The organism is Pseudomonas lurida, from assembly GCF_013522705.1.
Taxonomy (GTDB): Bacteria; Pseudomonadota; Gammaproteobacteria; order Pseudomonadales; family Pseudomonadaceae; genus Aquipseudomonas; species Aquipseudomonas quebecensis.
Window position 1 is genome coordinate 1 of the sequence record NZ_JAAMRE010000048.1, and the last position, 13,635, is coordinate 13,635.

General features: G+C 60.8%; 13 protein-coding genes and 1 pseudogene. 10 read left to right on the top strand and 4 right to left on the bottom strand.

Annotation, left to right across the window (positions count from 1 at the left end):
• Window positions 1-121: transposase (locus G7025_RS26180; RefSeq protein WP_141228961.1), on the top strand; the 121-nt coding region annotated here is incomplete at its 5' end.
• A gap of 162 nt (window positions 122-283) precedes the next feature.
• Here G7025_RS26180 and G7025_RS26185 read toward each other — a convergent pair.
• The gene (locus tag G7025_RS26185; protein ID WP_181081889.1) at window positions 284-1,198 is read right to left on the bottom strand and encodes a DUF808 domain-containing protein; all 915 of its coding nucleotides are present in this window, start codon (window positions 1,196-1,198) and stop codon (window positions 284-286) included.
• 135 nt (window positions 1,199-1,333) lie between these two features.
• Here G7025_RS26185 and G7025_RS26190 point away from each other — a divergent pair, with 135 nt between their 5' ends.
• Window positions 1,334-1,939: a TetR/AcrR family transcriptional regulator gene (locus G7025_RS26190; RefSeq protein ID WP_181081890.1), complete on the top strand. Its 606-nt coding sequence runs from the start codon at window positions 1,334-1,336 to the stop codon at window positions 1,937-1,939.
• Window positions 1,940-2,038: 99 nt separating this feature from the next.
• Here G7025_RS26190 and G7025_RS26195 read toward each other — a convergent pair whose 3' ends face one another.
• A complete protein-coding gene (locus G7025_RS26195; protein WP_181081891.1) occupies window positions 2,039-2,479 on the bottom strand; it encodes a GlcG/HbpS family heme-binding protein in 441 nt (146 codons plus the stop codon).
• Between the two features lie 256 nt (window positions 2,480-2,735).
• Here G7025_RS26195 and gcl point away from each other — a divergent pair, with 256 nt between their 5' ends.
• The 8 genes from gcl (at window position 2,736) to G7025_RS26235 (ending at window position 11,994) form a co-directional block, all read left to right on the top strand.
• On the top strand, window positions 2,736-4,511 hold the full coding sequence (gcl, locus tag G7025_RS26200) for a glyoxylate carboligase (protein ID WP_181081892.1): 1,776 nt from the start codon (window positions 2,736-2,738) through the stop codon (window positions 4,509-4,511).
• 10 nt (window positions 4,512-4,521) lie between these two features.
• Window positions 4,522-5,295: a hydroxypyruvate isomerase gene (gene hyi / locus G7025_RS26205; RefSeq protein WP_181081893.1), complete on the top strand. Its 774-nt coding sequence runs from the start codon at window positions 4,522-4,524 to the stop codon at window positions 5,293-5,295.
• A gap of 40 nt (window positions 5,296-5,335) precedes the next feature.
• Window positions 5,336-6,226, top strand: coding sequence for a 2-hydroxy-3-oxopropionate reductase (locus G7025_RS26210; RefSeq protein ID WP_181081894.1), 891 nt, complete (start codon window positions 5,336-5,338; stop codon window positions 6,224-6,226).
• Between the two features lie 111 nt (window positions 6,227-6,337).
• On the top strand, window positions 6,338-7,618 hold the full coding sequence (locus G7025_RS26215; protein WP_181081895.1) for a glycerate kinase type-2 family protein: 1,281 nt from the start codon (window positions 6,338-6,340) through the stop codon (window positions 7,616-7,618).
• Window positions 7,608-9,023, top strand: a complete 1,416-nt coding sequence (gene pyk, locus G7025_RS26220) for a pyruvate kinase (RefSeq protein ID WP_181081896.1) — start codon at window positions 7,608-7,610, stop codon at window positions 9,021-9,023. Before G7025_RS26215 ends, pyk begins: the two co-directional genes overlap by 11 nt.
• 138 nt (window positions 9,024-9,161) lie before the next feature.
• Window positions 9,162-10,037, top strand: coding sequence for an urea transporter (locus tag G7025_RS26225; RefSeq protein WP_181081897.1), 876 nt, complete (start codon window positions 9,162-9,164; stop codon window positions 10,035-10,037).
• Window positions 10,038-10,068: 31 nt separating this feature from the next.
• Window positions 10,069-10,893, top strand: coding sequence for an ion transporter (locus G7025_RS26230; protein WP_181081898.1), 825 nt, complete (start codon window positions 10,069-10,071; stop codon window positions 10,891-10,893).
• A 96-nt stretch (window positions 10,894-10,989) separates the two neighbouring features.
• Window positions 10,990-11,994 (top strand): sulfate ABC transporter substrate-binding protein, encoded by a 1,005-nt coding sequence (locus tag G7025_RS26235; protein WP_181081899.1) that lies wholly within the window; start codon window positions 10,990-10,992, stop codon window positions 11,992-11,994.
• A 107-nt stretch (window positions 11,995-12,101) separates the two neighbouring features.
• Here the strand turns inward: G7025_RS26235 and G7025_RS27230 are convergent.
• Window positions 12,102-12,242, bottom strand: a pseudogene (locus tag G7025_RS27230) (hypothetical protein); the annotation flags it as partial.
• Window positions 12,243-12,534: 292 nt separating this feature from the next.
• Window positions 12,535-13,635: M10 family metallopeptidase C-terminal domain-containing protein (locus G7025_RS26245; RefSeq protein WP_181081900.1), on the bottom strand; the 1,101-nt coding region annotated here is incomplete at its 5' end.

The following is a 13,635-nucleotide window of genomic DNA, read 5'->3' on the forward strand; positions in this document are numbered from 1 at the left end:
CACCGGTCAGTTGGAAGGAATAAACAATCGAATAAAGGTCATCAAACGAATGGCGTACGGTTACCGGGACAGCGAATTCTTTTTCATGAAGATCAAGAGCGTCTTTCCCGGCAATCCGTGAAGAACCCAATTTAAAGCCCAGTGTGTAATCACGCTGACTGCGCCTTTTTATTGAATCCATTGGTTCCTCCTGATGATAGGTCAGAAGGTGTAAACCTTATTCAGGACGAGACAACGCTCACAAAAAAGGCCATTCATGAATGGCCTTTTTTGTGCCTGCGATTTAAGCCTTGAGGGCCTTCCAAGCCTTGCCGATTCCACTGACCAGCGCCAAGACCACAGCCCCCGCAATGATTCCCGCCAGCGCATTGAGCAGCGTCGGCATCAGCCACGCCATCGCGCCCGCACTCTGGCTGACCGCCTCGATCCAGTGATGCACCACCGGCACGCCATGAGTGAGGATGCCGCCACCGACCAGAAACATCGCCGCCGTGCCGATCACCGACAGGCTTTTCATCATGTACGGCGCCGCGCGCAGGATGGCACCACCAATGCCACGCGCGACCTGGCCGGGTTTCTGGCTCAGCCACAGGCCCAGGTCGTCCAGCTTGACGATGCCCGCCACCAACCCATAAACGCCGATGGTCATGACGATGGCAATACCCGACAGCACCACCACCTGCTGCATCAGCGGCGCATCGGCCACAGTGCCCAGGGTGATCGCGATGATCTCGGCCGAGAGAATGAAGTCGGTGCGCACCGCGCCTTTGATCTTGTCCTTTTCAAAGGCCACCAGGTCGGTGGCCGGGTCAGCCACGGCCTGGGTCAACTGCGCATGCTCGACCTGGTCTTCGGCCTTGCTGTGCAGGAACGTATGCGCAAGCTTCTCGAACCCCTCGAAGCACAAGTAGGCGCCACCCAGCATCAGCAACGGCGTAACCGCCCAGGGCGCGAAGGCGCTGATCAACAGCGCGGTAGGCACCAGGATCAATTTGTTGATAAACGAGCCCTTGGCCACCGCCCACACCACCGGGATTTCCCGCTCGGCGCGCACACCGGACACCTGCTGGGCGTTGAGCGCCAGATCATCGCCGAGCACACCAGCGGTCTTTTTCGCGGCGACTTTGGTCATCAAAGCCACGTCGTCGAGGACTGCGGCGATATCGTCGATCAATACCAGTAAACTGCTTCCTGCCATGAAACGCGCATCCGTAAAAGAAAAGTTGGCGCGAGCATAGCGCGGCACAACGCTTTGCGGGAGCCTTGTTGAGACTCGCGGATAGCCGGTGCTACCATGCCCGACCGCCTGTCCTGGCAAGGAAAACCCTGGTTTATGAGCACCATTCGCGAGCGCAATAAAGAAAAAATCCTGCGGGCGGCCAGCGAGGAGTTTGCCGACAAGGGCTTCGCCGCGACCAAAACCAGCGACATCGCCGCCAAGGCCGGGCTGCCCAAGCCCAACGTCTACTACTACTTCAAGTCCAAGGACAACCTCTACCGCGAGGTGCTCGAAAGCATCATCGAGCCGATCCTGGCCGCGTCCACGCCGTTCAACCCCGAAGGTGAACCGGCGGTGGTGCTGAGCAATTACATCCGCTCGAAAATCCGTATCTCCCGCGACCTGCCCTTCGCCTCCAAGGTGTTTGCCAGCGAAATCATGCATGGCGCCCCGCACCTGAGCGCCGAGCAGGTCGAGCAACTCAACGCCCAGGCCAAGCACAATATCAACTGCATCCAAAGCTGGGTGGATCGCGGATTGATCGCGGCTATCGACCCCAATCACTTGATGTTCAGCATCTGGGCCGCGACCCAGACCTATGCCGACTTCGACTGGCAGATTTCCGCGGTGACCGGAAAAGCCAAGCTGGATGAGGCCGATTATGAAGCGGCGGCGCAGACCATCATTCGGTTGGTGCTCAAGGGCTGTGAGCCGGACTGATACACCGCAGAGCCGGTGCCCATCGGGGCAAGCCCCCTCCCACAATCAACATTGTGGGAGGGGGCTTGCCCCGATGAGGCCCTGAAAGTCACACACTGTTTAAGCCGACACACCCGCATCCGCCATTAACCCCACCCCCTCGATCGCCGTGATCGCACACTGCTCGTCAATATCCGACGTATCCCCACTGATCCCAATCGCCCCCAGCACCACACCGTCCTGATCGCGAATCAACACCCCGCCCGGTGCCGGCACCACGCTGCCCTGCCCCAGGCTGTTCAGCGCGGCGATAAACGCCGGGCGTTGTTGCGCATCCAGCGCCAACAGGCGCGAGCCCTTGCCCAGCGCTATCGCGCCCCAGGCCTTGCCGATGGCGATCTGCGGGCGCAGCAGGCTGGCGCCGTCTTCACGTTGCAGAGTGATCAAGTGGCCGCCGCTGTCGAGCACCGCGATGGTCAGTGGCGCAGCGCAAATCGTGCGGCCGGCGGTAAGGGCCTGGCTGGCGAGTTGGGTGGCGGTTTTCAAGGTTAAAGCGCTCATGGTGCCGTCCTTCTTTTGTTATTGGGAAAGCGATGGTGGTCTGATTGATCAGATGCTCGATCACACAAATAGAACACAATGATTTATTATTTTGTATACAATATTTCTCCGCAAACCCACCATACGTCGAAAAAAGGCGTTCCGGCGAGCTCGATCAGTCACGAATAAAATGCGTTGACCTGCGAAGCTCCCCGTGAATACACTTTGACCAAACACCACTTGTATACAATTACAAAACGCAAGAGGCACCAAAACCATGAGCAAAATGAGAGCAATCGAAGCCGCTGTCCTGGTAATGCGCCGTGAAGGCGTGGACACCGCCTTCGGTATCCCCGGCGCCGCGATCAACCCGCTGTACTCGGCCTTGCAGAAAGTGGGTGGCATCGATCACGTCCTTGCTCGCCACGTTGAAGGCGCCTCGCACATGGCCGAGGGTTACACCCGCACCAGGGCCGGCAATATCGGCGTGTGCATCGGCACCTCGGGCCCGGCGGGCACCGACATGGTCACCGGCCTCTACAGCGCCTCGGCCGACTCGATTCCGATCCTGTGCATCACCGGCCAGGCGCCGCGTGCTCGCATGCACAAGGAAGACTTTCAGGCGGTGGACATCACCAGCATCGTCAAACCGGTGACCAAGTGGGCCACCACGGTGCTCGAGCCGGGCCAGGTGCCCTACGCGTTTCAGAAAGCCTTCTACGAAATGCGTTCGGGCCGCCCCGGCCCGGTGTTGATCGACCTGCCGTTCGACGTGCAGATGGCCGAGATCGAGTTCGACATCGACGCTTATCAACCCCTGCCCCTGGCCAAGCCGCTGGCCACCCGCGTGCAGGTGGAGAAAGCCCTGGCCCTGCTCGACCAGGCGGAGCGCCCGCTGCTGGTGAGCGGTGGCGGCGTGATCAACGCCGACGCCAGCGAGCTGCTGGTGGAGTTCGCCGAACTGACCGGCATTCCGGTGATCCCGACCCTGATGGGCTGGGGCACGATCCCCGACGATCACCCGCTGATGGTGGGCATGGTCGGTCTGCAGACCTCGCACCGTTACGGCAACGCAACGATGCTCAAGTCGGACGTAGTGCTGGGCATCGGCAACCGCTGGGCCAACCGCCACACCGGGTCGGTCGAGGTGTACACCGAAGGCCGTAAATTCATCCACGTGGACATCGAGCCGACGCAGATCGGCCGCGTCTTCACACCGGACCTGGGCATCGTGTCCGACGCCGGCTCGGCCCTGACGATGTTCATTGAAGTAGCCTGCGAATGGAAAGCCGCCGGCAAGCTCAAAGACCGCAGCGCCTGGCTGCATGATTGCCAGCAACGCAAAGCCACCCTGCAGCGCAAGACGCACTTCGATGCGGTGCCGGTCAAGCCGCAACGGGTGTACGAAGAGATGAACCAGGTGTTCGGCAAAGACACCTGCTACGTCAGCACCATCGGCCTGTCGCAGATTGCCGGCGCGCAGTTCCTGCATGTGTACAAGCCACGCCATTGGATCAATTGCGGCCAGGCCGGCCCGCTGGGCTGGACGATTCCGGCGGCGCTGGGGGTGGTCAAGGCCGATCCGAGCCGCAAAGTGGTGGCGTTGTCCGGCGACTACGACTTCCAGTTCATGATCGAAGAACTGGCGGTGGGCGCGCAGTTCAAGCTGCCGTACATCCATGTGGTGGTGAACAATTCCTACCTGGGTCTGATCCGCCAGGCCCAGCGCGGTTTTGAAATGGACTACTGCGTGCAGCTGTCTTTCGACAATCTCAACGCCCCGGAGCTCAATGGCTATGGCGTGGACCACGTGGCCGTCGCCGAAGGCCTGGGGTGCAAGGCCCTGCGCGTGTTCGAACCAGGCCAGATCGCGCCGGCCTTACGCCAGGCCGAGGCAATGATCGAAGAATTCAAGGTGCCGGTGATCGTTGAGATTATTCTGGAACGGGTGACCAATATTTCCATGGGCACCGAGATCAACGCCGTCAATGAATTCGAAGACCTGGCCCTGGTCGGCAACGACGCGCCGACTGCCATTTCCCTGCTCGATTAAGGAGAACCCTATGCCGCGCTTTGCCGCCAACCTGTCCATGCTGTTCACCGAACAGGACTTTCTCGCCCGCTTCAAAGCGGCCGCCGATGCCGGTTTTCAAGGGGTCGAGTACCTGTTCCCGTACGAATTCAGCTCTGCCGAGATCAAGGCGCAACTCGACACCCATGGCCTGACCCAAGTGCTGTTCAACCTGCCGGCCGGTGACTGGGCCAAGGGCGAGCGCGGCCTGGCGTGCCATCCGGACCGCGTCGAGGAATTCCGCGCCGGGGTCACATTGGCTATCGCTTACGCCCAGGTGCTGGGCAATACGCAGATCAACTGCCTGGCGGGTATTCGCCCGGCCGGCGTGGACGAAAAGCTGCTGGAAGAGACCTTCGTCGCCAACCTCAAGTACGCCGCCGACAAGCTGCAAGCGGCAGGCATCAAGCTGGTCATGGAGGCGATCAACACCCGCGACATCCCAGGCTTCTACCTGAACAACACCGCCCAGGCCCTGGCGATCCGCGAGCGGGTGGGCAGTGACAATCTGTTCCTGCAATACGACATCTACCACATGCAAATCATGGAAGGTGACCTGGCCCGCACCATGGCCGCGCACCTGGGTGAGATCAATCACATCCAACTGGCGGATAACCCGGGGCGCAACGAGCCGGGGACCGGGGAGATCAACTATCGCTTCCTGTTCGAGCATCTGGACCGGATCGGATACACGGGTTGGGTCGGCTGTGAATACAAGCCGCTGACCACCACCGAAGCGGGCCTTGGCTGGCTCAAAACCCTGTGAGAGGGGCCACCCCCTCCCACAATAAGAAGAGGCATTCATCATGGCTAAAATCGGCTTTATCGGCACCGGCATCATGGGCCAACCCATGGCCGCGAACCTGCAGAAAGCAGGTCATCAACTGTTCCTCTCCGAGCACCACGGCAAGGCCCCGCACGCGCTGATCGATGCCGGCGCCGTGGCCCTGGCCAACCCGCAGCAAGTGGCTCAGGAAGCCGAGTTCATTATCGTCATGGTGCCGGACACCCCGCAGGTCGAGGACGTGCTGTTCCGTGCCGACGGCGTGGCCGCCGGGCTGTCGCCGAACAAGGTGGTGATCGACATGAGTTCGATCTCGCCCACCGCCACCAAGGCCTTCGCCGCCAGGATCAACGAGCACGGCGCGCAGTACCTCGACGCGCCGGTGTCCGGCGGTGAAGTCGGCGCCAAGGCCGGCACCCTGAGCATCATGATCGGTGGCGAGCCACAGACCTTCGAGCGCGCCCTGCCGCTGTTCCAGGCCATGGGCAAGAACATCACGCGGGTAGGTGGCAATGGCGATGGCCAGACCGCCAAGGTCGCCAATCAGATCATCGTGGCGCTGAACATCCAGGCGGTGGCCGAAGCATTGCTGTTCGCCGCGAAGAACGGTGCCGACCCGGCCAAGGTGCGCGAAGCGCTGATGGGCGGCTTTGCCTCGTCGAAAATCCTTGAAGTGCACGGCGAACGCATGATCAAGGGCACGTTCGATCCGGGCTTCCGCATCAACCTGCACCAGAAGGATTTAAACCTGGCGTTGGCCGGTGCCAAGGAATTGGGGATCAACCTGCCGAACACTGCCGGTACTCAGCAGGTGTTCAGCACGTGCAATGCCCTGGGTGGCGGGAATTGGGACCATTCGGCGCTGATCAAGGGCCTGGAGCATATGGCGAATTTCTCGATTCGCGATCAGTAACGCCGTGATCGAATGTGGGAAGGGGCTTGTCCCCTCCCACAGTTGGCCTTTTCCAAGGCCAAGGCTGAAATAGCTGCACGTCTAATAACAAAAATATCCGGGAGCCTGCTTATGTCGGTCGATCCGCAACACCTGCTTCGCGAGCTGTTCGCCACAGCCATCGACGCTGCCCACCCGCGCCAAGTTCTCGAACCTTTTCTGCCCGTCGACCGCAGCGGCCGGGTGATTGTGATCGGTGCCGGCAAGGCCGCCGCAGCCATGGCGCTGGTGGTGGAAAACTGCTGGCAAGGCGAAGTCACCGGCCTGGTGGTCACCCGCTACGGGCATGGCGCGCCGTGCAAGAAAATCGAAGTCGTCGAAGCGGCTCACCCGGTGCCCGACGCCGCCGGCCAGGCCGTGGCGCAGCGCGTGCTGGCGTTGATCAGCAATCTGGGCGAAGACGACCGCGTGATCTTCCTGCTCTCCGGCGGCGGCTCAGCCTTACTGGCCTTGCCCGCCGAAGGCATTACCCTGGCCGACAAGCAGGCCATCAACAAAGCCCTGCTCAAGTCCGGCGCGACCATCGGCGAAATGAATTGCGTGCGCAAGCACCTCTCGGCGATCAAGGGCGGGCGCCTGGCCAGGGCCGCCTGGCCGGCCACGGTGTACACCTACGCGATTTCCGATGTGCCGGGCGACCAGGCCACGGTGATCGCTTCCGGACCCACCGTGGGCGACCCGAGCACCTCGCAACAGGCACTGGCGATCCTCAAACGTTATCGCATCGACGTGCCCGCCTCGGTGCACCATTGGTTGCAGAACCCGGCGTCGGAAACCGTCAAGCCCGGCGACCCGGTGCTGGCCCGCAGCCATTTCCAATTGATTGCCCGCCCGCAGCAATCCCTTGAAGCAGTGGCGGTGAAAGTGCGCCAGGCCGGTTTCAGCCCGCTGATCCTCGGCGACCTGGAAGGCGAAGCGCGGGACGTGGCCAAGGTACATGCCGGTATCGCCCGGCAGATCGTGCAGCATGGTCAGCCGCTGGCGGCGCCGTGCGTGATCCTGTCCGGCGGCGAAACCACCGTGACCGTGCGCGGCGACGGCCGTGGCGGTCGCAACGCCGAATTCCTGCTGAGCCTCACCGACAGCCTCAAAGGCCTGCCCGGCGTTTACGCACTGGCCGGTGACACCGACGGCATCGACGGCTCCGAAGATAACGCCGGCGCGCTGATGACCCCGAGCAGCTACGCGCGCGCCGAAGCCCTCGGCCTGTCGGCCAGCGATGAGCTGGATAACAACAATGGCTACGGCTATTTCGCCGCCCTCAACGATTTGATCGTCACCGAGCCGACGCGCACCAACGTCAACGACTTCCGCGCCATCCTGATCCTCGAGACTGCCCACCATGACGCCTGACAAAAAGGTCAAAATCCTCGCCACCCTGGGCCCGGCCATCGACGGGATCGATGACATCCGTGAGCTGGTTGAAGCGGGGGTGAATATCTTCCGTCTCAATTTCAGCCACGGTGAGCATGCCGACCACGCCCAGCGCTACCAGTGGATCCGTCAGGTGGAGCGTCAGCTCAACTACCCGTTGGGCATTCTGATGGACCTGCAAGGGCCGAAACTGCGGGTCGGGCGTTTTGCCGACGGCTGCGTGCAACTGGTGCGCGGCCAGGCGCTGCGCCTGGATCTGGATGAAACCCCGGGGAATGAGCGCCGGGTCAACCTGCCCCACCCGGAAATCATCGCGGCCCTGGAACCAGGCATGGACCTGTTGCTTGACGACGGCAAGCTGCGCCTGCGGGTGGTCACCAAGCACAACGATGCCATCGACACCACGGTGCTGAACGGCGGCGAATTATCCGACCGCAAAGGGGTGAACGTCCCACAAGCGTTGTTGGACCTGAGTCCCCTTACCGCCAAGGACCGCCGCGACCTGAGCTTCGGCCTGGAGTTGGGCGTGGACTGGGTGGCGCTGTCGTTTGTGCAGCGTCCGGAAGATATCCGCGAGGCCCGCGAGCTGATCGGCGACCGGGCGTTCCTGATGGCCAAGATCGAGAAGCCCTCGGCCGTGCAACACCTGCGGGAAATCGCGCAACTGAGCGATGCAATCATGGTGGCTCGCGGTGACTTGGGGGTGGAGGTGCCGGCCGAGAGCGTGCCGCAGATCCAGAAGCGCATCATCCGTACCTGCCGCGAGCTGGGTAAACCCGTGGTGGTGGCTACGCAAATGCTCGAATCCATGCGCTTTTCCCCGGCGCCGACCCGCGCCGAAGTCACCGACGTGGCCAACGCCGTGGCCGAAGGCGCGGATGCGGTGATGCTGTCGGCGGAAACCGCGTCGGGCGAATACCCACTGGAAGCCGTGCAGATGATGAGCAAGATCATCCGCCAGGTGGAAAACGGCCCGGACTACCAGACTCAACTGGAGGTCAACCGGCCTAAAGCGGAAGCCACGGTTTCCGACGCCATCAGCTGTGCGATTCGTCGTATCAGCAGCATCCTGCCGGTGGCGGTGCTGGTGAACTACAGCGAGTCCGGCAGCTCCAGCCTGCGCGCGGCACGGGAGCGGCCGGTGGCGCCGATCCTCAACCTGACGCCAAACCTGTCCACCGCACGGCGGTTGAGTGTGGCGTGGGGCGTGCATTCGGTGGTCAACGATCGACTGCGCCAGGTGGACGAGGTGTGTTCGACGGCGCTGGAGATTGCCCAGGCCCAGGGGATGGCAGAGCGCGGGGATACGTTGGTGATTACTGCCGGGGTGCCGTTCGGGCAGCCCGGGTCGACCAACTCACTGCGCATAGAGGTGTTGATCTAGCGTCTGTAGCGGCCCCATCCGGGGCAAGCCCCCTCCCACATTGGACTGCATTCACAGCTATGACTCTGTGAACCCAATCAAGTGTGGGAAGGGGCTTGCCCCCGATGGGTTTCACCCCGGTCCAACTGAATACCCACCATGCACAACCCAACCTGCCCCGACTGGGCTGAAGCCCTGCTCAACGGTTTCAGCCAGATTTTCCTGCAGCGCCACCCGCTGTGCGGCCTGCTGTGCCTGCTGGCGATCCTGATCAGCGCCCCGGCGTTGCTCGGCGGTGCGTTGCTGGGTGGCGTCGCCGGCTTGCTCACGGCCCAGCGCCGGGGGTATCCAAAGGCTGAGCGCCAGGCCGGGCTGTATAGCTACAACGCTGTGCTGCTGGGGTTGCTGATCAGCCAGTCCTTCCCATGGTCGGCGTTGTTGCCACCGCTGATCCTGGCGGGCGGCGGCGTCAGCGCGATGCTCACGCGGCAGTGGTTGAAACATGCCAGCCAGCCCGATGATTTGCCCGCCTATACCGCGCCTTTTGTCGGCCTGGGCTGGCTGCTGCTCGGCAGCGCGCCGCCCGGCGAGGTGGATAGGATCGGCGCCGACGTCCTGGGTTTGCTCAGCGCGCCCTTCACCGGTCTGGCACAGGTCATGCTGCTGGACCAGCCGCTGGCCGGCGGCCTGATTGCGCTGGGCCTGTGGCTGGCCAGTCGCCGCGCCGCGCTGTGGGCCTTGGCCGGCGCCGGCAGCGGCGCATTGCTCGCCCTGGGGTTGGGCGAAACCCCTCACGCCCTGCTCGGCCTGCACAGTTACAACCCGGCGCTGGCGGCCCTGGCATTGAGCCAGATCAGTCGCCGCACCTGGCTGCCGCTGGCCGGTATCCTGCTGGCGATCCTGCTGACGCCGGGCTTTGCCGCCCTGCACCTGCCGGCACTCACCGCGCCGTTCATCCTCGCGTGCTGGCTGGTGCGCGCCAGCCGCAGGATGCTTCGGAAACCGCGCATGGACAGCCCCTTCGAATCCCCCTAGGCTTGCTCGAAAATCGAGTCAGGCGGGATTTATGGACAGCAACAACGATTGGCGTCAGCGGCTCTACGTCATGGTTTTCCAAAGCGACACGGTGGCCGGGCGGCGGTTTGACGGCATCCTGCTGCTGATCATTCTGGCCAGCCTGGTGATCGTGATGCTCGACAGCATCGACCAGGTGCACCAGAACTACGCCGACGTGCTGGCCTATATCGAATGGGGCTTCACGCTGATCTTCGCCATCGAGTACGGCCTGCGCCTGTACTGTTCGCCCAAACCGCTGCGCTATGCGTTCAGCTTTTATGGGTTGGTGGATTTGCTGGCCATCGTGCCCGGCATCCTCGCCTTGTATTACAGCGATGCGCAGTACCTGCTGATCATCCGCATCATTCGCATGCTGCGGATCTTCCGCGTGCTCAAGCTGAGCCCCTACCTCAAGCAAGCCAATTACCTGATGTCGGCACTGCGCGGCAGCAAGCAGAAGATCGTGGTATTCCTGGTCAGCGTGTGCACCCTGGTGACCGTGTTCGGCACCTTGATGTATGTGATCGAAGGCCCGGAACACGGGTTTACCAGCATCCCCAAGGGTATCTACTGGGCCATCGTGACCCTGACCACCGTCGGCTTTGGCGATATCGTGCCCAAGACCCCGCTGGGCCAGGTGATTTCGTCGCTGGTGATGATCACCGGTTACTCGATCATTGCGGTGCCCACCGGGATTTTTACCGCCGAACTGGCCAGTGCCATGCGCGGCGAGCAACTGCACACCGACTGCCCGGTGTGCCACAAAGACACCCACGAACCCAACGCAGCATTCTGCTCGCGCTGTGGCAGCAATCTTTTTAAGAAAGTGGAATAAGCAAAGTTCTTTTTAATCTTTAAGCGACTATGCGGCCCCGGCTATAGTCGCTGGCATTGTGCCTGTCCCCTCTTCTCGAACAACAAGGAATGAGCAGTGAAAAAACTCCTTAGCGCCTCTCTCCTGGCCGCCGGCCTTGCCCTGGCGGGCGCCGTGCAGGCCGCCCCCGTCACGCTGCTTAATGTGTCCTACGACGTGATGCGCGATTTCTACAAGGACTACAACACGGCGTTCCAGAAGCACTGGGAGGCCGAGCACCCGGACGACAAGCTGACCTTGCAGATGTCCTTCGGCGGTTCGAGCAAACAGGCACGCTCGGTGATCGATGGCCTGCCGGCCGACGTGATCACCATGAACATGGCCACCGACATCAACGCCCTGGCCGACAATGGCAAACTGGTGCCGGACAACTGGGTCACACGCTTGCCCAACAACAGCGCGCCGTTCACCTCGGCCACGGTGTTTATCGTGCGCAAAGGCAACCCCAAAGCCCTCAAAGACTGGCCGGACCTGCTCAAGGACGGCGTGCAGGTGATCGTGCCCAACCCGAAAACCTCGGGTAACGGCCGCTACACCTACCTGTCGGCCTGGGGCTATGTGCTCAAGAACGGCGGCGATGAAGAGAAAGCCAAGACATTCGTCGGCAAACTGTTCAAACAGGCGCCTGTGCTGGACACCGGCGGCCGCGCCGCCACCACCACATTCATGACCAACCAGATCGGCGACGTGCTGGTGACCTTTGAAAACGAAGCGGAAATGATCGCCCGTGAATTCGGCCGCGATCAGTTCGAAGTGATCTACCCAAGCGTGTCCGCCGAAGCCGAGCCGCCGGTGTCGGTGGTGGACAAAGTGGTCGAGAAAAAAGGCACCCGTGCCGCCGCCGAGGACTATCTGAAGTACCTGTGGTCGCCGCAAGGCCAGGAAATCGCCGCCAGCAACTACCTGCGCCCACGTGATCCGGCGGTGCTGGCCAAGTACACCGACCGTTTCCCTAAAGTCGACTTCCTGTCGGTGGAAAAGACCTTCGGTGACTGGCGCACCGTGCAGAAAACCCACTTCAATGATGGCGGTGTATTTGACCAGATCTACTCCGGTCAATAACTGAACAAACGCAGTAAAACTGTGGGAGGGGGATTGCCCCTCCCACAGTGGTTTTGCGCGGGGCCGGGTAGATGTTCTGAATGCATCATCAACCGACATAAGTACTATCATCCCAAGCGGCCTACTCGTCGCTGGGCCTTGCCTATAGTGTCGTTTCCGGCTGTGTCACGTACTGTGAACCTTGGCGCGCCTTTGAATGAATGCAGACTCATAGAGCAGTTGCCGGTATTGGAGCTGAAACCGTAGACCGTGTCTGAAGCGTCCGGCCCGCTTAATAGTTAACTCAAAATAGAGAGGGCTCCTCTACAGTAATAACGATCACCCGATGCTTTAGGTGCAGTCGGATTTTGTAGACAAACGTTGAAAACATGGGAAGCGACTATCATGCAAAAACCCCCTTTATATAAGCGAATAACAGGTCTTTCCTTAAAAGCTTCATAGTTGCGGAATACCTTTTTACCTGGACTCAACCAACCGTATTAAAAAGTTGATTGTAGAAACATCATCCTGCAACGGGACACCATGAATGCCCGCCCCCCCTTAAACGTATACTTCAGGACTTAACGCCAGCCCAATCACGTCTTCCGGGCTGATCAGTTGCGTGCTTTTGATCAGAAAGTCGGTCTTGCCATCTCCGGTCACATCAACTGCCAACAAATAACGACCTGTCATTGAATTAAACTTGATTATCGTATCACCTGGCTTGCCGCTGTATTTATCCACAAAGTTCAAGCTGACACCTGCACTGGCACTCATCGCGGACAAATCCAGTTTGTCCTTGCCTGTCGTAAAGTCCATTAGCAGATCCGCACGCTCGCGCGTCGAGTCGGAGACTGCGTTGTACTTGAAGGTGTTCCAGCCGCCACCGCCAGTCAGGTTATCGGCCCCTGCACCGCCAACCAGAATATTGTCGGCCTCGTTGCCACTCACTCTGTCATCGCCACTGCCACTCACGGCATTCTCGATAATGGTTTTTTCTGTAATAAACACGTTATCTTTCAAACCGCCCACGCTGGAATGGGTTCCCCCGCCCAAGCTGATGATCTGGTTTTGATTGAAAGCAGAAAAATCAAACGTATCGTTGCCGCTCTTGTCATGTACGACGAAGTCTGGCTTGTCGGTAGCGGACGTTAAGGTTAGATGAGGCTTGCCCGTATTAGAGTTGAAGCCATAGATGGTGTCGTCACTCGCTCGTGTCGGGTCAGGTCTCGGATCGGGCTTCGGATCAGGCTTCGGATCAGGCTTCGGATTGGGCTTCGGATCAGGCTTCGGATCAGGCTTCGGGTCGGGCTTCGGATCAGGCTTCGGATCCCTCTCGTCTCTGACCAAGACATCGTCAGCCTTAATCTCCCCAATACTTTTCACCAGTAGACCAACCTTTCCGTCACCCTTGAGGTCGATAGCAAGGCTGCCCGCACCCGTCTGCAAGTCGTAGCTCAAAACGGCCTGGCCTGCCTTGCCCGTCAACCTGCTGACAAACGCCAGTTGCTTTATACCGGCGGCGCTCATGAGCCTGGACACATCAATCCTGTCGGTGCCGGTGGTGAAATCCATCAGCAGGTCGGGACTCTCGGAAGTAGAATCATTGATTTGGTCGTATACAAAGGTGTCAGCACCTGCGCCCCCCCACAACTTGTCGCC